14 protein-coding genes are annotated in these 22,104 nt (G+C 69.6%); 6 read left to right on the top strand and 8 right to left on the bottom strand.

The features are described 5' to 3' along the window. Together LAO51_14630 and LAO51_14625 are read left to right on the top strand one after the other, a co-directional pair. A partial coding sequence (locus tag LAO51_14630) for a hypothetical protein (protein MBZ5639980.1) occupies nucleotides 1-375 on the top strand: 375 nt, incomplete at its 5' end. Nucleotides 376-389: 14 nt separating this feature from the next. Then, nucleotides 390-929 (top strand): hypothetical protein, encoded by a 540-nt coding sequence (locus LAO51_14625; protein ID MBZ5639979.1) that lies wholly within the window; start codon nucleotides 390-392, stop codon nucleotides 927-929. 367 nt (nucleotides 930-1,296) lie between these two features. Here the strand turns inward: LAO51_14625 and LAO51_14620 are convergent, their stop codons facing one another. The 3 genes from LAO51_14620 to LAO51_14610 all read right to left on the bottom strand — a co-directional run bounded on the left by LAO51_14620 (nucleotide 1,297) and on the right by LAO51_14610 (nucleotide 3,894). Then, nucleotides 1,297-1,848, bottom strand: coding sequence for a hypothetical protein (locus tag LAO51_14620; GenBank protein ID MBZ5639978.1), 552 nt, complete (start codon nucleotides 1,846-1,848; stop codon nucleotides 1,297-1,299). Between the two features lie 22 nt (nucleotides 1,849-1,870). Then, nucleotides 1,871-3,088, bottom strand: coding sequence for a patatin-like phospholipase family protein (locus tag LAO51_14615; protein MBZ5639977.1), 1,218 nt, complete (start codon nucleotides 3,086-3,088; stop codon nucleotides 1,871-1,873). A 515-nt stretch (nucleotides 3,089-3,603) separates the two neighbouring features. Beyond that, nucleotides 3,604-3,894, bottom strand: a complete 291-nt coding sequence (locus tag LAO51_14610) for a hypothetical protein (protein ID MBZ5639976.1) — start codon at nucleotides 3,892-3,894, stop codon at nucleotides 3,604-3,606. Between the two features lie 223 nt (nucleotides 3,895-4,117). On the opposite strand from LAO51_14610, the gene LAO51_14605 reads away from it, so the two are divergent. Further along, nucleotides 4,118-5,620, top strand: coding sequence for a M20/M25/M40 family metallo-hydrolase (locus LAO51_14605; protein MBZ5639975.1), 1,503 nt, complete (start codon nucleotides 4,118-4,120; stop codon nucleotides 5,618-5,620). 136 nt (nucleotides 5,621-5,756) lie between these two features. On the opposite strand, the gene LAO51_14600 is transcribed toward LAO51_14605, so the two are convergent. Then, complete coding sequence (locus LAO51_14600) at nucleotides 5,757-8,339, bottom strand: serine/threonine protein kinase (GenBank protein ID MBZ5639974.1); 2,583 nt, start codon at nucleotides 8,337-8,339, stop codon at nucleotides 5,757-5,759. Between the two features lie 747 nt (nucleotides 8,340-9,086). On the opposite strand from LAO51_14600, the gene LAO51_14595 reads away from it, so the two are divergent. Next, complete coding sequence (locus LAO51_14595; protein MBZ5639973.1) at nucleotides 9,087-12,311, top strand: glucan 1,4-alpha-glucosidase; 3,225 nt, start codon at nucleotides 9,087-9,089, stop codon at nucleotides 12,309-12,311. Nucleotides 12,312-12,555: 244 nt separating this feature from the next. Next, on the top strand, nucleotides 12,556-13,701 hold the full coding sequence (gene menC, locus LAO51_14590) for an o-succinylbenzoate synthase (protein MBZ5639972.1): 1,146 nt from the start codon (nucleotides 12,556-12,558) through the stop codon (nucleotides 13,699-13,701). Nucleotides 13,702-13,723: 22 nt separating this feature from the next. Here menC and LAO51_14585 read toward each other — a convergent pair whose 3' ends face one another. Then, the gene (locus LAO51_14585) at nucleotides 13,724-15,079 is read right to left on the bottom strand and encodes an autotransporter outer membrane beta-barrel domain-containing protein (GenBank protein MBZ5639971.1); all 1,356 of its coding nucleotides are present in this window, start codon (nucleotides 15,077-15,079) and stop codon (nucleotides 13,724-13,726) included. A gap of 143 nt (nucleotides 15,080-15,222) precedes the next feature. Here LAO51_14585 and LAO51_14580 point away from each other — a divergent pair, with 143 nt between their 5' ends. Beyond that, the gene (locus LAO51_14580) at nucleotides 15,223-17,067 is read left to right on the top strand and encodes a caspase family protein (GenBank protein ID MBZ5639970.1); all 1,845 of its coding nucleotides are present in this window, start codon (nucleotides 15,223-15,225) and stop codon (nucleotides 17,065-17,067) included. Between the two features lie 19 nt (nucleotides 17,068-17,086). Here the strand turns inward: LAO51_14580 and LAO51_14575 are convergent, their stop codons facing one another. The 3 genes from LAO51_14575 to LAO51_14565 are packed head-to-tail and all read right to left on the bottom strand — an operon-like array spanning nucleotide 17,087 to nucleotide 21,971. Further along, a complete protein-coding gene (locus LAO51_14575; GenBank protein ID MBZ5639969.1) occupies nucleotides 17,087-19,330 on the bottom strand; it encodes a serine/threonine protein kinase in 2,244 nt (747 codons plus the stop codon). A gap of 47 nt (nucleotides 19,331-19,377) precedes the next feature. Further along, a complete protein-coding gene (locus tag LAO51_14570) occupies nucleotides 19,378-21,498 on the bottom strand; it encodes a molybdopterin-dependent oxidoreductase (protein ID MBZ5639968.1) in 2,121 nt (706 codons plus the stop codon). Beyond that, nucleotides 21,495-21,971, bottom strand: coding sequence for a (2Fe-2S)-binding protein (locus LAO51_14565; GenBank protein MBZ5639967.1), 477 nt, complete (start codon nucleotides 21,969-21,971; stop codon nucleotides 21,495-21,497). Before LAO51_14565 ends, LAO51_14570 begins: the two co-directional genes overlap by 4 nt. Nucleotides 21,972-22,104: the final 133 nt, after the last annotated feature.

Raw genomic sequence — 22,104 nt, 5'->3', positions numbered from 1 at the left:
CCGAACACCATCCTGGTCAGCGTCGCGGAGAACGTCGAGGCGGGCGAGATCGTCGCGAACGATGCCGCGCGCCCCGGGGAGCTGAGGCCGAGCGAGGTCGCCGCCGATCCCGGCGTCGTCGGCATCGTCGCGGGGCAGGCGGGCGCGTCGTGGACCGACGCCGCCCCGATCGCACTCGCCGGCTCGATCGTGCCCTGCAAGGCGGACGCGTCGTTCGGCGCGATCCGCCCTAACGATCTCCTCGTGGCCTCGCCGAGCCGCGGAACGGCCATGCGCGCCGGGAGCGATCCCCGGCAGGGAACGGTCGTGGGCAAGGCCCTCGAGCCGCTCGAGATCGGAACGGGGACCATCCGCGTGCTCGTCATGAGCCGCTAGGAGGAGTCGCGACCATGCGCAGGATCGTCTTGACGCTGCTCGCGGGGTTGATCCCGTGCGCGGCACTCGCCCAGGCCAGCGCGAGCTACAAACTGCAAGAACACGTCCTGAACTCGGGCGGCGACCCGCTCCAGGGAAGCCTGCTGTCCGCGCCGCACTACCGGATCAAGCTCGACACGCTCGGCGACGCCGGGGCGCGGGCGGCGCTCTCGAGCGGGAGCTTCCGCGTGGACGGCGGGTTCGTCGCCGCGCATCCGCCTCCCGGCGAGGTCAAGGGCCTCGCATTCCAGGACAAGGCCACGATGCTCTGGAGCGCGGAGCCATCCGCGGGGAAGTACGAGCTGTACCGGAACGCGATCTCGGCCCTTCCGGCCGACTTCGGCGCGTGCCTCTTACCGGGGCTGACGCTCCCGACCGCGGGCGACGCCGCGACACCGACACCCGGAAGCGGGTACTTCTACCTGGCCACCGCGCGCAACCTCCTCGGCGAGGAAGGAACCACGGGTTACCGCAGCGACGGGACGCAGCGAGCGAACCCGACTCCTTGTCCTTAGATCCGGCCGGCCGCCACTCCGCGGACGATCCGGCATTTCCGAACGGGCTCCCGCCTGACGGGGGCCCCTTCGCTCGTCTCGGATGGACTCTCCCGACGCGGCCTCGCGCGTGCGCGGGATCGCGCCGCCCGATCCGCAGGTTGAGCCCGTGCGCGTCACCGGATCGATCTGAATTGCCCCTTTCCTTGCCGACGAGGGCGTAGCTCCCGAACACCCCGGCCAGGACGTTCTCCGCTCGACCGGGAGGCCACTATCGCTCATGACGCGCCACGCACCGGAACTTCCGCTACGACGCGAGCGCGAGGGGATGAGTCCGCGCGAATCCGGTGCTCGACGCTCGATCGTACCGTGTCACGGCGCACGCTCGTCAACCCCGGCGAGGCCGCGGCCCGCCCTCGAGGGGTAGCTCCGGCGGGATGTCGGAGAGATGGTCGGGATCGACGGGATTCCACTTCGATTCCGGGTCGGTCCCGGCGATCCGGTGATACGCCCTTTGGTCCGCGGCGATCACCCGGCGACGGGCAAGCGAGTACAGAGGAAACGAGAGCAAGTAGCCCGCGGCCGCGGCGAGCGCGGCGGCGCCGGCTATCCCGCTCAGGCCGGCGATCAGCTGCTCGCGAGACGGGAGGTGGGCCTGATTCAGCAGCCAGTCGATGGCCGAGCCGAGCCAGGCCGGGGTCGCGGCATTCACGGTCCGGGCGATCCACGCTTGCGTGCCGGTGACGACCCCGCGCCATGTCGAGAACAGGAGGCTCAGCGAGACGAGCCACACGACGGCCCAGCCGACGAACAAAGCGCCGATCAGCCACGGGTACTTCTTGAAGCTCCGGATCAGGAACACATGGCTCGCGCCGGCTTCGAGATCGGTGCGGATGCTCTCTCGCCTCGCCGTCAGGTTCGCGTGCGTATCGCTCGACATGGAGGTCACCTCGGCCGGAGCATCAGGAGAACAGCGGTGGCGCCGATAGAGGCGTCGGAGGATACGCGATGGTCAGAGGCTCGCAGTATCTCCGAATCTGGGCGTCGATGAGGGTGTACCCGTGGTACATGAGGGCATCCCGCTCGAACGGGCTGAATTGGTCGAGGTCGGTGCGAAGCCGAGCCGTCGCCGGGATCAGCTCGGCGGGAAGTCGAAAATCGATGCCTCGGTCCTTGAGATTCATGTACAGGTGCGTGAAGGCGAAGAAGCGGGTGTCCGGCACGTCCGCCTGCCACTGCACGAGGCGATCGATCAGCTTGGAGCGCACCTGGAACTGCAGGACGCTGTTGACGCGGAAGAACACGTCCGAAGCCCCGGTGTCCATCCGATGGACCGCTTCCATCTGACCCGACGCGTCGCTCACGAGGAGAATCGGGTTGAGTGCGGGATCGACGGGCTGATACGTCTTCGGATCCAGGAGCGCCTCGATGCCCTGGTTGTCGGCCACGCCGCCGTCCACGAGCAAGTCGCCGTAGATCGGCGTCGGGGGAAAGAGCACCGGGACCCCCGACGACGCGCCGACGACCCGCGACAGGGGCAGGCTGTTCCGGTTCGAGCGGCGCATGCCACCGATGCCGGAGTTCGGCTCCCGCGAGAACGACACGCGCTCTCCCGTCAGGAGGGACGTCGTGTTCAAGATGACCTTCGGCCCCGTCAGAACCGGCCGGGGCGCTGGGGACGTGCCGGGCGGGACGCTCGGGAGCTGATCGATCGTGTCGCCGTCGTAGAACCAGCGGTCGTACTCGCGCTGGATCAGCTCGGATCGCGCTCCCGCTCGGAACGCGGTCAGCAGCAGCGTCTTGAGGAAGGTGACCGGGTGATAGAAGGGCGTGAACACGAGCGCCCGCGTCCGCAGATTGTGGTCGACGGCCCGGAGGAAATCGGCCGCGATGCCCTCGAAGATCCTCATGCGCGTCGCCGTGTCCCGCCACAGCCACCGCTGGACCTCCCGCAGGCGTCGCTCCATCTCGCGCGCGTAGTAGGCCCCGAGGATCGATCCCCCCGAGACGCACGAGACGACGTCGACATCCTTCATGATCCCCAGCTCTTCCAGCCGGCGCATGACACCGAGATGGAAGATCGACGCCCGAAACCCTCCTCCGGAAAGGGCGAGCCCGATCCAGAATCGGCTGGTCTTCGGATGGCCCGATGCATCGGAGTAAATGATGTCAGGTGTCATCCTTGCGGCTCCCAGGCGACCGACGCAAGAGGAAGGTGATCGGCCCCATCAGGGCGGCGGGTCGCCCCCGAATCACGCGTTGTTATACACCCGGTCGCTGTGCGGGAGGGCAGGGATTCTCATCGCGGCACCGCATTTCGGGCCATCCGGGGGTGGGCGCCGTCTCTCTCCCACGGCCATCGGGCCGCAGCCAAGCCCGTTGTCACTCGTGGGAACGGCTTCCTCCGCGGTCCGGCCGTGGCGATGTTCGAAAGGCGGCGGGTGAATCGAACAACCGAGGACGGAGTATTCCGTTGGTCCGGCGGAGCTCCTTTCCTTAACCTCTTGCCGTCGACGCCAGCAAGGGATGTCGTCATGTTACCCGGCATGAGGCGCACGAGGAGCCTTTTCTCTGGGAGGATCGGACCCCGGTGGCGCTCGTCGTTTCCGGGCGCCCCGCCCACCGCCGCCATACGCGTGCAGCAATGACGCTCGACCCGAGGCCGGTTCCTCACGTTCTCGCGGAGCCGGACACTTCAGACGCCGGCGTTTCCTTGGTGCCGTTCGATCAGTGTCTCGAGCTCCTCGAGCGAGAACTTGTTCAATCCGATGATCCGTGCGTTGGCCCGGTAGGGAACGGGGAGAACGTTCCGCACCTCCGCTTTGGAATCTCCTTCGACGACGATCCAGGCACGATGGTCACCGTCATTGCAACCGAAATCCGCATGGGTCAAGAAGTGGGAGCCCGTTCGAAGTAGGACCTGAGCCGCCCGCGCGCAGGCGACGACCTCCGCTTCGTGCGGAACCTCGATCAGGAATCTCGGCATGGCACTCTCCTTGGATGACCGACGCCGAATCAAGAATACAGAAGACGTGTGCGTCGTCAAACGTCACGGGGTCGATCCCCGTCGCCTCCACCCCTCGCATCGCGGCGGCGCTCCGCCGCGCCGATCCGAGTCGAGCGAGGTCCTGCCAGGGTGTCTCGCTCGGTGCGCGTCGTGTAGCATCGTTCGGTGACCGGAATACGCCGGTCCGCGAGGAGGAATCGTGATGCGCTCCATACCGAAGAAGGCGATCTCGGCGGCGATCGTTGCGTGGGCCACGCTCCTCGTCCCGAGCGCCGTCCACGCGGCCGATGCCGACCTGAGCGACATCCGGCGTGAGATCGCGAAGCGGCACGACGAGGCCGTGAAGCGGCTCAGGGACTGGATCGCGGCACCGTCGATCGCAGCCGAGAGCCGCGGCTATCCGGACGGCGCCCGACTCATGGCGCAGCTCGCCCGGGACGCCGGCTTCCAGCAGGCGACCGTGATCGAGACCGACGGGAAGCCTGGCGTGTTCGCGACGCTCGATGCCGGCGCGGCGAAATCGGTCGGTCTGTACTTCATGTACGACGTCAAGCAGTTCGACCAGGCCGAGTGGACCTCGCCGCCGCTCGAGGCGCGAATCGTCGACAAGGCCGGCATCGGCAGGGTGATCGTCGGACGGGGAGCGGTGAACCAAAAGGGACCCGAGGCGGCGTTCTTGGCGGCCCTGCACGCGATCCGAGGCGCCGGGAAGAAGATGCCGGTGAACCTCGTGCTCGTCGCGGAGGGCGAGGAAGAAATCGGCTCGCCGCACATCGGGCAGCTCGTCCACCGGCCCGACGTCGAGGCCGCGCTGCGAAGGACCGTCGGCGTCTTCATGCCGTCGGCGGGGCAGGATCTCGACGGCGTCGTCCCGGTCAGCCTCGGCGGGAAGGGCATCGTCGAGCTCGAGCTGGTGTCCGGCGGCGAGACGTGGGGGCGCGGACCGGCGAAGGACATTCACTCGTCGCTGAAGGCGATGGTCGACAGCCCCGTGTGGCGCCTGGTGAAGGCGCTCGACACCCTCGTTTCGGCCGACGGGAACACCATCACGATCGACGACTATCCGAAGCCGCGGCCGCTCACCGTCGAGGAAAAGGAGATGGTGGCCGCGGCGGCGAAACGGAGCGACGAAGCCACGATGAAGGCGCAGTTCAGCGTGAAACACTGGATCGACGACCTGCCGTGGGCGGAAGCGAACGAGCGGCTGGAGTCGCAGCCGACGGTCAACATCGAAGGGCTCGTGGGGGGCTACACGGGACCGGGAGGCAAGACCGTCCTTCCGCACCGCGCGGCGGCGAAGCTCGACCTGCGCCTCGTGCCGGACATGAAGTTCGCGGATGCGGTCGCCGCGCTGAAGCGTCACCTCGCGAAGCGCGGGTTCGCCGACATCGAGGTGAACGTGACGGGCGGGTACGATCCGACGAGCACCTCTAGGGACGCCCCGCTGATCCAGGCGCAGGTGGCGGTGCTGAAACGTGACGGCATCGATCCCGTGATGTGGCTGCGCAACGCCGGATCGTACCCGGGTTATGTCTTCACCGGGGCCCCGCTCAATCTCGCTGCCGGCCACTTCGGTCTGGGGCACGGGAGCGGCGCCCACGCGCCCGACGAGTACTACGTCATCGAGTCGACCAACCCCAGGATCCAGGGTTTCGACGGCGCGGCGATGTCGTTCGTGGAGTATCTGTACGAGCTCGGCAAGTGAGCCCGGAACCGGCGCGCGTCCCGGTCGTGTTCGATCTCCGCCTCAGAATGCGCCGTCCGCGGAGGGGACGCCTGCGCGTCGCGCGCGATCATCTCCCGAGACGTGGATCGCGTACGAGCCCACGACAGCCACTCTCTCATGCCCCAGCCGGGCCGAGCGGCTGCGCGGACCGGCTCGGGAGCGCGGTGCGGATGGCGTACGCGGCGATCGCTCCGGCGACGACGATCACCAGGAACGTCTGCCCCGCATACCAGGCGGACGGGTCCGTGGTCATCGGGAAGCTCATCAGCATCGTGTGGAAGAACGAACCGACGACCAGCGGAAGGAATCCGAAGCGGAAGAGAACGATCACCTGGACCAACGACCCGATGGCACTCCACACCAGGAGCGGAGCGACATCGACGTCGGAGGGGATCCCCGGTACCGTCATCAGAATCAGGAACGCCGCGATCGCGAGCCAGCGCCTTCTCAGGACGACGCGGCACAGGAGCAGGAGCATGAGAACGCCGAGAGAGACGAGCAGCGGCACGACGACGTAGCCCGCAACGCCTCCCAGCGAGGTTCGGATTCCTCGCAGGCCGACGAGTTGAACGTTGAGAGGGGGGCCGGCGATCCGGTCGAGCAGGACCGCCCCGACGCCGAGTCGCGCGGAGGCGAGCTGGAAGAGCTGATCGATCAGGCGGGCGGCCGTCCCCGCGAGGAGACCGAGGAGCGCGTCCCGCCCGACGAGGGGATCGCGGACGCGACCGTCGAGCAGACGCACCCAGGAGACGATCATCCGGGGCCAGAAGCGCCGAACGTACGGCTCGAGCGCGAGATAGAACACGCCGACCAGCGCCGAGACGAGAAGCGGGAAGGCGAGGGAGCCGATGACCCGGTTCGCCATATTGATCGACGCGACGAAGTGCCCGTCCAGCAGGACTGCCAGCCATCCTGCGGCGAGAACGAACGCCCCGAGCCGGATCGCCCCCTTGCGATCCCCCTTCCCGACCCGCACGTTCCTTCGCGCGAGGAGGACGCCTCCGATGAGAATGCCGACCATGAGGCCGGCCAGCGCCACGTTCGAGGCGCGCACGAGAACGCTCGTGGGAGAGTCCTGCGCGCCCACGGGTTGAGTCCACGGATGTAGGATCCGGAAGAAGACCGGCTTGCCCTGGTGGGACGCGGCCTCGACGCGAATCGATTCGTCTCGGTCGTCCGGGTAGCCTCCTTCCCACGCGAAGCGCCGGTCGGCGTAGACCGGCGGGGTCCAGCGCGGTTCGGCCGCTCGAAGCGCGCCCTCGTCCAGCGCGGCCGCCCGAAAGAAGACGGACCAGTCGACGGCCGGGACCGCGATCGTCGCGTCGTCGCCCGGGGGAGGAACGCGCTCGAACCGCTCGAGGCGGCCAAGCGGATCGAGAACGAGGCTCGTCATTCCGGGAACGGTCGGGGGAGGGTCCTCCTGGGTCGAATCCAGCCAGTACCTGTCGTACGGAAGGAGATACGTCGGACTCTGCCGGAGCCAGAATGCGATCGCCGGGGGCCGTCCCGCGATGAGCCGGCTCCAGCGCTCGGGAGAGGGATCGTGCTTCGCGACGTAGTCGAAGTAGGCCTCGTCCGGGGCGAAGTCGAACGCCGAGTCGAGCGGCGCATCCGTGGGTCCCAGCTCCTCCGCGAGCGTCCGAGCGCGCTCCGCGAGGATCTCGGGCGACTTGGGTAGCGGGACCATTCGCAGGACCTGAGTCCTTGCCGAAAGCAGCACGACGGAGAGAACGCCGACGGCGAGAGCGGAGAGGCACGCCCAGGCCGCGGCCGGGGCGAGCCCCCCCACCTGCCCCGCCTCGGCGACGAGCTCCGGCGACGGCGTCTCCCCCGCGGCGAGCGCCGCGGCGAGCGGGTCCCCGCCCGGAAGCGCGGCGGCGACCGAGAGCGCCGAGCTCGGCCGCTCCCGCGGGTCCTTCCGCAGGCATCGGAGGATGACCCCCTCGACGGCGGGATCGAAACCCTCGACGTGGCTCGACGGGGTCGTCGGCTCGGTTTCCTGCTGGAGCCGCGCGAGCTCCCGCGGATCGGTCGCGACGAACGGGCGCTTCCCAGTGAACAGCTCGTAGAGCACGAGGCCGAGGGCGTAGAGGTCGCTCTTGACGGTAGCCGCATCGCCGGCGAGCTGCTCGGGCGCCATGTACGCCGGCGTGCCGCCGGCGGTGGTCGCGCCGTCGGTCGTCCCGGCCAGCTCCGCCAGGCCGAAGTCGGTGATCCGCGCCCTGCCCCGCCCGTCGATCATCACGTTCGCCGGCTTGAGATCCCGGTGGAGGACCCCCTGCTCGTGGGCCGCCGCGAGCCCGGCGCACAGCTGCCGGGCGATCTGAACCGCCTTGTCCTTCGGGAGGCGGCCGATGCGTCGGAGCAGAGCGGCCAGATCCTCGCCGTCCACGAATTCCATCGAGATGAAGTGGCGGCCGTCGACGTCCCCCACGTCGTACACGCGGCAGACGTTCGTGTGCGAGATCTGCCGGGCGATCCTCACCTCGTTGAGAAAGCGCGCGCGCCGCGCCTCGTCGCGCTCGACGGAACGAGGCAGGAACTTCAGCGCGACGGTCTGTCCGAGCCTCAGGTCGTCGGCGCGGTACACCTCTCCCATGCCTCCCCGCCCGAGCAAGCCGTAGACCCGGTACCGCTCGACGAGGATCGTGCCTGGGAGGAAGCGCCCGTGGTCGAAGGGCGTGGAAGCGGAGGGCACCGGAACGCCTCGAGGAAGGGAGGTTTGCGTGGCCACGACCGAGCCCGCCGCGAGCGGGCCGCCGCAGCCCGGACAGAACCGGCTCCCGGGCGGCACGTCCTTCGTGCAGGTTGGGCACGCAGCCATCCTGAGAGGATGGCATGGCCTTCCTCGAGGAGCAAAGCGCCGCGGGGCTCGACCGAGCGGGCGGCCAGAGTCCCCTCGTCGGGAATCGCCCAGCACACCGACAGCATGCTCGATGACGAAACCCTCCGAGTCGCGCCGGCAGGCCCCACACCCGTGCGTGGCGAGGAACCGGGGTCCTGCTGCATATGCGCTCGAAAGTCCCGGCCCTCCAGGAACCTGACGCAGGTCAACGGAGCTGATGGGTCGCTCGACGTTCCTGGGGTTGTTCTTACGTCTACATGGGCGCGCAGGAACGGAAGAAGGGAGAGCAGCCCTTCTTCCCGCCGCTCGTGACGCCCTGGCTATCGGACCGAGCGTCGGAGGCGCTGCGCTCGGCTGTTTCCGAACGACGATTCCTCGAGCGGGGAAAGGGAGATGATGCAGATGAGAAGCGAGAACGCAAACCGCGCCGGGCTGCGGTTCACGCATCCGGACCCGGGCGACCGGCCCGTTCGTCTCTGTGGGAATGAGGCTCGACGCGTGCGTCGTCGAGACGAATCCTCCGCGGGTCGCCCCGGGCGGCCGCTCGCGTCCTCGATCGTCGCGGCCGTCATCTCGCTCTTGGTCGGCGGGGCTGGAGCCATGGGGTCTCGTGCGGCAGGCACGGCACCGGACGGGCCGGGGGTGCTCTCCCGCTTCAACCTCGCTCGCAAGGACTGCCTCGGGACCGCAAGCAATACGACATCCAAGGTCTGGTACACGGTCGCGGACGGCGTGCTGAGCGACGTCGACTATCCCACCATCGACACCACGAACGTCGGGACGCTGCAGTACATCGTTACCGACGGCTCCACGTTCGCGGATCTCGAGACCAGGGACATGACGTATGGCGTGAGATCCCTCGATCCGAGCGGGATGGAATGCCGCGTGACGGCGACGGCCAAGAGCGGGGCGTACCAGATCGTGACCGACTACATCACGGACCCGACGCGCAACACGGTGCTCATGCGGTCGACGTTCTCGCCCCTCGTCCCGGCGGCTGCGCAGTACCGGCTCTACGTGCGCTTCGACCCGACGGTCAACGGCAACGGCGGCGGCGGAGCGGGGAACGGCGGCGGAGACTCCGGGACGACCGATTTCTCGGCAGGTCACCCCGTGTTGGTCGCTTGGGACGACGTCACCGCGACGAACGCCGTCAACCGCGACTACGCCCAACCCGTCTACGTCGCCCTCGACGCCTCGACCGGGCTCCGGGAGGCCTCGAGCGGATTCGTCGGAGCGCCGAGCGACCCCTTGACGCAGCTCGACGCCTCGCACGCGCTGACGACGAAATACCCCAACGCACAGGACGGCAACGTCGTCCAGGTTGCGCGACTGTCGACGAGCGACACGTTCACCCTCGCGCTCGGCTTCGGCTCCACCCAGGCCGAAGCCGTGGGCGCGGCGGAGGCCTCGCTTACGACGGGCTTCGCGGCGGCGCGGAGGAAGTTCGAGGCGGGCTGGTCCGCCTACGATGCCGGTCTGAAGTCGCCGCCCAAAAAGCTCGCGGGCGTCGAAGCCGCGCGCTGGAAGGATCTGGTGGCCGCGTACTACCTGAACGCCAACCTCATCAAGGCGTCCGAGGACAAGACCTTTCCCGGCGCGATCGTGGCGGGCTTGGCGGCGCCGTGGGGGCAGGCGGTATCGGCCGGAGATCCCGACCGGACGTTCGTCGGCGGCTACCGCGAGGTGTTCGCCCGCGATCTCTACCATGCTTGGACCGCGCTCCTCGTGGACGGCGACCGCGAGACGGCGCGCCACGTCGTGCGCTTCCTTTTCGAGCGACAGCAGCTTCCCGACGGCTCGTTCCCGCGCAACAGCCTCGTGAACGGGAAGGCCGCCCCCGACTCCTTCGGCACAGAGCTCGACGAGACCTCGTTCCCGATCCTCATGGCCGACCAGATCGGGATGAACGGCGCGGACGCCTACCGGCGGTACGTCAAGCCCGCCGCATACTTCCTCGCAGCGCAGGGGCCGGCCTTCGGAGCCGACCGCTGGGAGGAGCAGGGCGGCTTCTCTCCGTCGACGATCGCGGCGGAAATCGCGGGCCTGATCGCCGCGGCCGACATCGCGGACGCCAACGGCGATGCGCAGTCGGCGGCGATCTTCCGAGGCGTCGCCGACGACGACCGACGTTCGGTCAAGGGCTGGACGCTGACCACGAACGGCCCGCTTTCAGGCTCTCCGTACTTCACGAGGCTGTCGAAGACCGGCGACCCGGACGCTGCCATCTCGTACAACGTCGGGAACGGCGGACCGATCCTCGACCAGCGCTCGGTCATCGACGCGGGCTTTCTCGAGCTGGTCAGGCTGGGCGAATTCCCTGCCGACGACGCCGACTTCGTGCAGTCGCTCGCGATCGTCGATGCGACGATCGAGACCACGACCGCGAGCGGTCCGGGCTGGCATCGCTACAACGGCGACGGCTACGGGGACGACGGGACGGACGGTCATCCGTGGGAGCCGACCGGGCGCGGCTCGGGCCACGTCTGGCCCGCGCTTTCCGCCGAGCGCGCCGAGTACGCCCTGGAGAGCCGCGATCCCTCGACCGCCACCCTCCTCCTGGACGGGATGGCGCGCTTCGCCGGCGGCGTGGGCCTCATCCCGGAGCAGGACTGGGAGCTCGCCGACCTGGCGCCTTCGCCTTACGGGACCGACCCCACCACCGCGTCGATCGGCCTCGTGAACGGTCGACCCGCCGGGTCGGCCGCCCCGCTCACGTGGTCGGCCAGCTCCTACGTGCGTCTCCTGGGCGATCTGATCGCGGGGCGCATCCTGGAGCAGCCGGCGTCCACCGTCGATCGTTACGTGTCGCACTCGCCGGGGAACGCGAGCCTGACCGTGGCGGGCCCCCCGGACGCATCGCCGGTGTACGGGTCCCTCGTGACGGTGACCGGGACGAGCGATCCCGGCAACACGATCTACCTGGCGGCGACGAATACCGACACGAACTCGCGAACCACGACCGTCTCGACCCCGACGAACCCGGATGGCTCGTTCACCATCCCGGCCACCGTGACGGGTGGGACCACCGTGCTCAACGTCGTCGCCGTGAGCCCGAGCGGTGCGACCGCGCACGTCAAGCGAAGCGTCTTCTTCGACTTCACCCCCGGGACCGTCTTGCTCGACGTCACGGATCCGTCGAACGACGACAACGGGCCCGGGAATTACGCGTACCCGGCGTCGTCCGAGTTCCACGCGGGGGCGTTCGATCTCGAGGAGTTCCAGGTCATCCTCTCCCCGGATTCGCAGACGACGACGTTCAAGGCGAAGGTGAGGGACCTGACCCCGACTTTCGGCAGCGGGCTGGGCGCGCAGCTCCTCGACGTCTACGTCCGCGACCCCGGCGCGGCGCCGGCCGACACCTCCCTCGCGGCGTCGTTCCCGCAACGCAACTACTCGATCGCGCCAGGCTCGGCGTGGAGCAGGCTGATCGAGGTGCAGGGGTTCGGCCAGCGCTTCATCGACGCGCACGGGAACACCCTCGGCTCCGTCACGATCGGCGCGAACGCGATCTCGCGCTTCATCACGTTCAGCGTCCCGACGTCGAGCCTCGGCGGGATTGCGGGATCGGGATGGGGCTTTACGGTCGTGCTGACCGGCCAGGACGGCTTCAGCCCCGATCAGGCCCGGGGCTTCGCGCCCACGCCGCAGCCTTTCCTCTTCGGGGTGTGCGCCACCGCGAGTGCCGACGTCCGCTGCACGGTCGACCCCGGGTCCGTGCCGAGAGCCGTGGACGTGCTCACCCCGCCGGGCGTGCTCCAGTCGGAAGAGCTGGACTACACGGTGATCGCACCGACCACGTTACAGGGCGTCATGATCCCGTAGGGTCGGCGCGGCTCGACGAGCCCCGGCGCACGCACGAGCCGACGACGAGGCGACGCCGAAGCTGTCGTACGAGGGGGCCGCGGCTCACGGGCCGCGGCCCCAACGCACCGGGTCCCTGCCCGAGGCGCCTACCGGACCGTCGCGAATGCCCTCCCCACGCCCCCGCCCGAGCCGGTGTTATCCTCTCCACCCCGCGATGGGCCGAACGGGCCGCGAGCGCCTCCGCCGGCAAGGAGAGCCCGCCATGACTCCGAGCGCATCCCTCGACCGGGTCGAGGCCCTCGAGCCCGGACTCCTCGACCGGGTCGACGCGATCGTCGTCCGCCTGCCGTTCGTCAGCCCGTTCGGCACGAGCGTCCACACCTGGACCTCGAAGGAAGCCCTGCTGCTTCGCGTCGAGGCCGGCGGGATCGTCGGCTGGGGTGAGTGCGTCGCCGACCCCGATCCCTACTACGCCTCCGAGACGACCACCACGGCCCGCCACATCATCCGGGACTTCCTCCTCCCGCGCGTCGAGCCCGGCGTGACGCTCGGCGCGATCGCCTCGCGCTTCCGCGCGGTCCGTGGCCACGAGATGGCCAAGGCGGCCGTCGAGAACGCGCTGCTCGACCTCCTCGCGAAGCGCGCCGGGCTCCCGCTCCACGAGCTCCTCGGCTTTCCCCGGCGCCCTATCCCCTCGGGAATCAGCATCGGCCTCAAGGACTCGATCGAGGTCCTGCTGGCCGCGGTCGGCGAGGCCGCCGGACGGGGCTATCACCGGGTCAAGATGAAGATCATGCGCGGCCGGGACGTCGATTGGGTCCGCGCCGTGCGGGAGCGGTTCCCGGACCTCAAGCTCATGGCCGACGCGAACGGAGACTACCGTCCGGAGGATGCCGACCATCTCGCCCGGCTCGATCCGATGCGCCTCATGATGATCGAGCAGCCGCTCTCGTACGCCGACATCGTGCGGCACGCCGCGCTGCAGCGCCGCCTGGCGACGCCGCTCTGCCTCGACGAGTCGATCCGCGGTCTCGACGACGCCACCGCCGCCCTCGACCTGGGAGCGTGCCGGATCATCAACGTCAAGCAGGGCCGCGTCGGGGGCCTGCTCGAGGCGATCCGCATCGCCGCGGCTTGTGCCGCGAGGGGCGTTCCCGCGTGGTCCGGCGGCATGGACGAGACGGGGATCGGTCGGGCGGTCAACCTCCACCTCCAGACGGCGCCGGGGTTCACGCTCCCGGGCGACACCTCGGAGACGCGCCGCTACTTTCACGAGGACATCGTCGATCCGCCGGTCGTCCTCGATGCCGACGGGCTCATCGAGGTCCCGACCGGTCCCGGGATCGGCGTGACCGTGCTCGAGGAGCGCGTCCGGAGGCTCCGGATCGACGAGGAACGGCTGCGCTAGAGGCCGTGGGGGGGTCGGGCCCCTACAGCTCCCACCGCAATCCGATCGTGCCGCCCGTCGTGCTGAAGAGGTCGTTTCCGATCGTCTTGCGGAGATTGACGAACACCTGGAGGCCGTGGGCGAGCACGGCCCCGACGCCCGCCTCGACGTTGAGGAATCCCGAGTCCGGAGCGTTCGTCTGGTAGGTGAAGACCGTCGCGTCGGCGCCGCGCTCGTCCTGGGCAAGTCGAGCGGTGACGATGCTCGGGTCGTCCTTGAACTCGCGGACGTACTCGAGGCTCACCTGCGGGACGAGGACGCCGGATTTCCCGCTGAACGCGGCCGACGCGTAGATGCCGACGACGCCCTGGAACGACGTCACCGTCCGCTCGTGCACGACGAGCTCGAGACCGGACGTCCCGCTCTCCGCGTACGCGTCGATCGTGTCGTGGTGGTAGTTCGCGCCGACGCGGGGTCCCAGGGTGAACCGACCCACCGGCTGGTCGTAGCCGAATCGCGCGGATCCGCTGTACGCCTTGGAGTCGGGGGCGCTCGCCGCCAGGCCGCTCGTGATGATCGTCGGGGGCGAGGGCGGGTCCGTCGGCACCGTGACCATGTACTGGATGTTCCGGCGGACGTCCGAGCTCTCCGAGCCATAGCCCGCGACGACCTGGACGAACGTCCTCGACGACGGGAGGACCGACAGGTACGCCGAGGGCTCGAAGGTGGTGATCGCGAGGTCGCCCCCGTGGCTGAAATTCCCGTCCTGCTTCCGGTACCCGGCCACGAGCCCCGCGACGATCCGGTCGTTGAACTGGAAGTCGAACCCGACGGCGCCGCCCTTGACGGACGAGTCGAAGGCGTCCTCGAACGGCGTCAACTTGCGATCCAGGCTCTCGTAGGAGCCGGACGCGAACACGTCGAAGCGACCCGACGAGGCGCTCGATCCGCCGTCCTCGGGGCGGCTCGACCTCGTGAAGTCGATCAGGCTCGAGCGTCCGCGGAAGAGCATCGCGGCGGCGGAGGGGCCGCCGCCGGCGCTCTGCTTGTTCTTCGACCTGGCCCGCTCGAGACGCTGCTGGACGAGACCGTTCTCGATCGACTGCGCGGACGCCTGGGGAGAGGCCGCCCCTCCGCCCGAGGCCGCCGTGGTGCCCTGCACCCCGAGGCTGCACAGGCGCGCCAGCTCGTCTCCGAACCCCGGAACGGCGCCCGTCGGGCTGAATCCCAGGGCCGAGCAGTTGTTCTGCAACAAGCCCAAGACGACGCCGTCCAGCGACTGGGCGCGAGCGGACGGCGCGAAGCCGGCCAGAAACGCCCCCGCGATCGTCAACGTCGATATCGCCGAGACGATGCCGCCCGAGTTCCTCCGGCGCATCGGATGAGTTTCGAGTCGCATTCGATGGCTCCTCTTCTCCGTCATCGTGTGATGGATCCGGCCACCCGCCCCGAGCCGGCGGATTGGCGACATTATACACGGCCGCCGGACCGATCCGAGGCTATAATCACAGGCAACTCGAGCCGTCGGCGCGGAGGGTGAGCGTGCGATTCCGAGGTGCTGTCCCGCTCGGCCTCGTCATGACGACGACCGTGCTGATGTCGGTGGGCGATGCCGGGGCGCGCAAGCCGGCGAAGACGCCCAGCCCCCGGGAGACGCGCAACCCGCAGGAGCTGCAGATCGTCGACTGCCTCCTCCCCGGCCAGATCCGGCAGCTCGGAAGCCATGAGACGTACGTCTCCCGCCGCCGCCCGGTCCGCACGAGCGCGCTCGACTGCGAGATCCGGGGAGGGGAGTACACGGCCTACGACCGCGCCGACTATCAGACCGCCCTCAAGGTCTGGCTCGAGACGGCGGAGGCCGGCGACGCGAAGGCCCAGTACTACGTCGGCGAGATCTACGAGAAGGGGTTGGGCACCGCGCCGGACTACGCGCAGGCGGCGGCGTGGTATCGCAAGGCGGCCGATCAGGGCCTCGCGCAGGCGGAGATCAACCTCGGCTTCCTGTGCGAGAAGGGGCTCGGCGTCCCGCGGGACGAGAAGCAGGCGCTGGAATGGTACCGGAAGGCGACGGGCCTGTCGGGCGCGATCATGCTCGACGGCGAGGCCGAGGCGATCCGCCGGCAGCTGGCCGAGGCCCACGCGTCGATCGAAGCCGAGCGGGCCGCCACGGCCGCTCTCGAGCAGGAGCTCCGGGACGCCCGGAAGAAGCTCGAGACGGCCCAGGCGGCGGGGGAGCGCTCGGCCGGCGAGGCGGCCGCCCTGAAGCGGCGCACGGGGGAGCTCGAAGGCAAGCTGAGGGCGGAGCGGAAGCAGATCGCCCGGCTCGACGAGTCGGTCAAGAGATACGACATCGCCGGACCGACGATCGAGATCATCGACACGTCGGCCGTTCGAGGCGCGACGCCCCCGCCGACCGACGCCGCGGGGGAGGTCGTCGGGCGCGTGGAGGCGCCGGCGGGCCTCGCCGAGCTGACGGTGGACGGCGAGCGCCAGGCCGTGGAGGAGACCGGTTTCTTCCGGTTCCACGCGCGCGCGCGGCGCATCACGCTCGTCGCCGTCGACCTGCAGGGAAAGCGGGGGGAGCTGGTCCGCGATCTCGACGCGAAGGCCGCGGCGAAGGCGCCCCCGCCGGGGCGCGCGGGAAAGGCCGGCCACTACCACGCGCTCGTCATCGGGAACTCCGACTACGCCGAGATGCCGCGGCTCGAGACCGCGGTGAGCGACGCCACGGCGATCCAGGAGACGCTCGAGCGCCGCTACGGCTTCGAGGTCACGCTGCTCAAGGACGCGAAGTACCTCGACGTCCTCTCGGCGCTCAGCACCCTTCGCAAGGAGCTCGACGACAAGGACAACCTCGTCATCTACTTCGCGGGGCACGGCGAGGTCGACTCGTCGACCGGCCTCGGCTACTGGCTTCCCGTGGACGCGCGGAAGGAGAGCCGGACGAACTGGATCTCCTCGCGCGAGATCGGCCTGCAGCTCGAGCTGCTCCCGGCCCGGCACGTCCTCGTCATCGCCGATTCGTGCTACTCGGGAGCCCTGACGCGGTCGGCGCTCGCCCACGTGGAGGCCGGCAGCGTCAAGGACAAGGCCAGGTGGATGGCCGAGCTGGGCACGAAGCGATCGCGGACCGCCCTCACGTCGGGCGGCCTCGCGCCGGTGTTCGACGCCGGCGCCGGCGGGCACTCGATCTTCGCCCGCTCCCTCCTCGACGCTCTCTCGCGGCCCGCCGGGCCGGTCGAGACCTACTCGCTCTGGTCCTCGGTCAAGGCCCGCGTCATGTACGAGACGCGATCGCTCCGCGTGCAGGAGGTTCCGGAGTACGCGCCCATCCAGTACGCGGGACACGAGGGAGGCGAGTTCTTCTTCGTGCCGGTCGAGGGGTGAGAGGCGCCGGCCGGGCCGGCTAGCGTCCGCCTCCTGATCCCGTCAGGCCCGCGATGTCCGAGACGAGCGATCGCCTGCGATTCTCGAGCTCTGTCGCGGTCGGGTCGTCGGCCGCCAGCTTGGCTCGAAGCGCGTCGAACAGGTCCGACAGGTCGCGCGCGTCGGCGATCAGCTTGCTCGCGTGGCTGCGCCCGGCTTCGCTCCGCACGTCCTCGAGGCGCGTGACGAAATTGTACATCTCCAGCAGGTTCCCCAGGCGCTCGGCCTGCGGGGCGAGCCCCGACTTTCGCCGATCGTCCTCCGGCAGGAGGGCGTCGATGGCGCGCAGGCGCTTGATCTTGTCCGACACCCGCGATTCGGAGTCCTCCCTGAGCTTGAGGACGTCGTCGAGCTGCTCGACCCAAGGGTCCCGGGTCGTCCTGCGGACCGCGATCGCTCCGACGACGATCAGCGGGATCAGGACCGAGGCGGCCGCGGCGATCGGCCCCAGGCGGCCGCGCCGCGTCGGGCGAGGCGGCGTCTCCGGCGTAGGCGCCGCGGAAGGCGCCGGCTCAGGCCGCGGCTCGGAGCGGGCTGCCGGCGGCTCCGAGGCGGGAGCCTCTTTCCCGGGCGGAGGCACGGGGCGCGGCGGGGGGGCGCGGCGGACCTCCTCGAGCGCCCCGAGCTCCCTGAGGACCTCTTGCCGCAGGCTGCGGGCGGCGGAGTGGTCCGGCGCCTGGCAGAGCACGAGATCGAGGACGCTCACGGTCCTGGCGAGCGAGCGCGCGGCGCGCTCGACGCCCTCCCTAGACCCCCGCTCGACCGCCCGCGCCTCGCTCAGGCGGCTCCGAGCTTCGTCGAGGGAGCGCTCGAGCAGCTCGTGGAGCCGCCGGTCCGCCTCCTCCTGCTCGCGCGCCCGCGCGTCTTCGGCCTCCTCTTCGCGGCGCGCCTCGCGCTCGGAGGAGAGGATCTCGGCATCGAGCGCCGTAAGCTCGGCCCCGCCGGGCCACAGCGTCCGCGCGCGATCGCGGAGGGTCGAGGCCGCCGCGCGGTCGCCCGCGGCCAGCGTCGCGCGCGCCTCCCGTACGAGCGCCCGGTAGTCCCGGTAGCCGCCCTCCTCCTGCGCCGCCCGAATCAGGTCGTCGAGCATCCGCGCCGCGACGGTATCGTCGGGGTACTTGCGCAGGATCCGCGTCAGGATCGCCACCGACTCGTCGATCTTCCCGGCATCGAGGGCCGAATCGATCTCGCCCATGCGCAGCGCGATGAACTCTCGGCGCTCCCTCGCTTCGGGCGAGGGCGCTCCGCCCCCGGTGGGACTCTCGGATTGCGGTGCACGCGCCTCGGGCTCGCGTTCCGCTCCCGTCCGGCGCTCCGCGAGGGTGGTCAGCTCGCGCCGCAGATCCTCGAGAACGGACACGGCGGGATCGCCGGCCGACCGCAGCATCACCGTGCGCGAGCACTCCCGCAGCGCGTCGGCGACGTCGCGCGCGGTCGACGGCCGGTCGGCAGGGTCCTTCTCGAGCATCCGCAGGATGAGAGCCTCCACCTCGGGCGGCACGTCGGCCCCGTGCCGGCTCGGCGGCTCGGGAGCGTCGAAGAGCACGCGGTGCGTCACCATCGCGTCGCTCTTGGCCTCGAACGGATGATGGCCGGAGAACAGCTCGCACAGGACGATCCCGAGCGAGAAGAGGTCGCTCCGCGGGTCCAGCTTCTCGCCGCGAAGCTGCTCCGGCGACATGTACGAGTAGGTCCCGGGCTGACTCTGCGTTTGCGTCAGCGTCGAGCTCTCGACCCGCGCGATGCCGAAATCGAGCAGCTTCACCCGCGGCCCCGCGCTCGATGCGACCACCATCACGTTGCTCGGCTTGACGTCCCGGTGGATGACCCGGCGCTCCGCGCCGTGGGCGAAGTCGAGAGCGTCCGCGAGCTGGAACGCGACGTCGAGACGCTGCTCGAGGCTCCAGGGGACGCCGCTCCGAATGAGACCCTGGAGGTCGGTCCCGTCGACGAACTCCATGACGAAGTAATCCCGCCCCTGATGCTCGCCCCAGTCGTAGATCGTCACGATGTTCGGGTGATGCAGGAGGGCGGAGGTCTCGACCTCCTGGCGGAACCGGGTCCGGCCGTCCGCGCTGTCCGTCAGCCTCTCGGACAGGAACTTGATCGCCACGGTGCGGTCGAACATCTTCCGGTCGACGGCGCGGTACACCTCGCCCATCGCCCCCGACCCGAGGAGCGACACGATCTCGTACTTCCCGTCGATTCGGCCCGATACGGTCACCGGCACATCATAGCGCAGCCCTCGAGGTCCGGATCGCGGCTGCTGCGCTAAGTCTTCCTCGCCGCCGTGGCGAGCGCCTCCTTCAGGCGTTTCGGCGTGATCGGCAGGCGCCTCACGCGAGCGCCGCAGGCGTCGAAGAGCGCGTTCGCGATCACGGCGCCCATCGGGACGATCGCCGGCTCGCCTCCACCCTGCGGAGGGAGCTCGTCGTTCTTCACGAGGACCGTCTCGATCTTCGGCACCCAGGAGAAGCGCGGCAGCTCGTAAGAGTCGAAGTTCCGGTCGAGGATCTCGCCACCCTGGATCCGCAGCTCTTCGGTGAAGACGTACCCGAGGCCCTGGGTGATGGAGCCCTCGACCTGCATCGTGGCGCCGTCGGGGTTGACGACCAGCCCCATGTCCTGCGCGCAGACCACGCGCTCGACCTTCACGGTTCCCTTCACGCGATCGACCTTCACCTCGGCCATGAGGGCCGCGTAGCTGCCCGCGTCGATGCCGCAGGCGACGGCGACGCCGCGGCCGCTCGGAGCGGGCGCGGGCGTCCAGCCGAACTTCTTCGCGACCGCCTTCAGGACGCCGATCATCCGCTCGTCCTTCAGGTTGCGGAGGCGGAACTCGAGCGGGTCGACGCCGGCCGCAGCGGCCATGATGTCGATCTGCGACTCGCGCGCCCAGACGTTCATGTTCGCCCCCGGCGCGCGCCACGGACCGACGCCGAACCGGTGCGTGTCCGAGCCGCGACCCATCCAGCCGCCCGAGACGCGCACCCGGACGTTCGGAACGTCGTAGAAGAGGTCCGTGCTCCGGTCGCCCGCGAACCAGACGGTGTAGTCCCACATCGAGATCTTCCCGTTCGAATCGACCGCGGACTCGATCTTCACGATGCAGGCGGGATCGAACGTGTCGTAGAAGAACTCCTCGGAGCGCGTCCAGGCGACCATCACCGGCTTGCCGGTGGCGACGGCGAGCTTCGCGGCCTCGTCGGCCTGTAGGCCGGCGGACTTGCCGCCGAAGCCGCCGCCGACGTAAGGCGTGATCACGCGGACGTTCTTCTCGTCGAGGCCGAGCATGCGGGCGATCCGGTCGCGCGTGGGGAACGGCGTCTGCGTCGACGCCCAGATCGTCAGCTTGCCTTCCTTCATCTCGGCGGCCGCCGAGTGCGGCTCCATGGGGGCGTGCGCCACGTACCCCTTGTGGTAGGTCTCGTCGAAGTGCTTCGCTCCGCCGCTCAGCCCCGCCTCGAGGTCGCCCTTCGTTCCCTTGACCTCCGGCTCGACCGCGTGCTTCAACAGGTCGTCGAAGATGCCGTCCTGGTCGGCGCCCGGCTCCGCTTTGCTCCAGCTCCCTTTGACCGCGTCGAGAGCCTTGCCCGCGATCTCGGGATCGGCGTGCAGCACTGCGACGAGGCCGTAGCGATTGACGACGGTGACGCCGCTCAACTTCGCGGCCGCGGACGTGTCCACGCTCGCGAGCGTCGCGCCGTGCGCGGGAGGACGCAGGATCCGCGCGTAGAGCATGCCGGGCAGGCGGATGTCGCCGGCGTATTTCGCGGCGCCGGTCGTCTTCTCCCTGCCGTCGAGGCGAAGCGGAGAGCGTCCCATCTCCCTGAACTCGGAGATCGAGCGGAGGACCGCCTTCTCGTCGAGCGTGCGGCCGATCGCCTTCCCCTTGGCCAGCTCTCCGTAGGAGACCTTGCGCTTCGGGTCCCCCTTGACGGTGACGACGCCGTCGCTCACGGCGAGGTTCTCCTTCGGGACCTCGAGGTGCTCGGACGCGAGCTGGATCATCACGCCGCGGGCTTCCGCACAGGCGGCCCGGAGCGCCGGGCCGAACATCCGCGTCGTGAGCGAGCCGAACGTCCCCATGTCCCACGGGCACCGGTCGGTGTCGCCGAGGATCATGTCGATCGCGCCGAGCGGGACGCCGAGCTCCTCGGCGGCCATCTGGGCCTGCGAGGTCAGGACGCCCTGGCCCATCTCGATCTTGCCGGAGAAGACGGTCACGCGGCCGTCCTCGCCGATCCTAAGATACGCGTTGACGTCGGTCGGATAGGCCCGCCTCCGGTCCTGTCCGAGGAGCGCCGAGGGCCCGAGGCACACGAAGACGACGACGCCTCCGCCGACGAGCTTGATGAAGGAGCGGCGATCCATGTCGAGTGCGGTCGTCATGGCTTGCCTCCCGTCCGGCGCGACGCGTCCTCGATCGCGGCGACGATCCTCTGATGCGCGCCGCAGCGGCAGAGGTTGTTCTCCATCCCCAGGACGATGGCCGCGCGCGTGGGGTGCGGGTGCTTCGCGAGCAGGCCGACCGCGTTCATGATCATGCCGGAGGTGCAGTAACCGCACTGGAATCCGCCGTGCTCCACGAACGCCTTCTGGATCGGGTGCAGCTCGTCACCGCGCGCGAGCCCCTCGATCGTGGTGATCGATTTCCCCGCCACCTCCTTGAGCGAGACCTGGCAGGAGCGGACGGCGCTCCCGTCGACGACGACGGTGCAGGAGCCGCAAATTCCTTCGCCGCAGCCGTACTTCGTCCCGGTGAGCTCGAGATCGGTGCGAAGGACCCAGAGAAGCGTGCGGTCCTCGTCGGTATGGAGGGTGATCGGTCGTCCGTTCAGCTCGAAACGGATGGGCTTCGTCATGCGCATCCCCCTTCTCGTGGAAGTGAGCCATGCGTCATCGTAACGAAAGGGATTCGCTTGGCGCAATGGGGATCCGCGGGCCCGGCCGGCCGGGACCGAACAGCCAAGTCAAATCTCCGATTGGCCGCGGCCG

The sequence above is a fragment of the Terriglobia bacterium genome, assembly GCA_020073205.1.
Lineage (GTDB): Bacteria > Acidobacteriota > Polarisedimenticolia > Polarisedimenticolales > JAIQFR01 > JAIQFR01.
Note: the sequence above shows the minus strand (reverse complement) of the source record. Positions and strands in the feature narration are given on the sequence as shown.

Coding starts and splice junctions, on each gene's coding strand:
- LAO51_14615 (MBZ5639977.1), bottom strand. CDS start 3,088: ATGACACCTGACATCATTTACTCCGATGCATCGGGCCATCCGAAGACC.
- LAO51_14620 (MBZ5639978.1), bottom strand. CDS start 1,848: ATGTCGAGCGATACGCACGCGAACCTGACGGCGAGGCGAGAGAGCATC.
- LAO51_14570 (MBZ5639968.1), bottom strand. CDS start 21,498: ATGACGACCGCACTCGACATGGATCGCCGCTCCTTCATCAAGCTCGTC.
- LAO51_14625 (MBZ5639979.1), top strand. CDS start 390: ATGCGCAGGATCGTCTTGACGCTGCTCGCGGGGTTGATCCCGTGCGCG.
- LAO51_14585 (MBZ5639971.1), bottom strand. CDS start 15,079: ATGCGACTCGAAACTCATCCGATGCGCCGGAGGAACTCGGGCGGCATC.
- menC (MBZ5639972.1), top strand. CDS start 12,556: ATGACTCCGAGCGCATCCCTCGACCGGGTCGAGGCCCTCGAGCCCGGA.
- LAO51_14565 (MBZ5639967.1), bottom strand. CDS start 21,971: ATGACGAAGCCCATCCGTTTCGAGCTGAACGGACGACCGATCACCCTC.
- LAO51_14595 (MBZ5639973.1), top strand. CDS start 9,087: ATGGGGTCTCGTGCGGCAGGCACGGCACCGGACGGGCCGGGGGTGCTC.
- LAO51_14610 (MBZ5639976.1), bottom strand. CDS start 3,894: ATGCCGAGATTCCTGATCGAGGTTCCGCACGAAGCGGAGGTCGTCGCC.
- LAO51_14605 (MBZ5639975.1), top strand. CDS start 4,118: ATGCGCTCCATACCGAAGAAGGCGATCTCGGCGGCGATCGTTGCGTGG.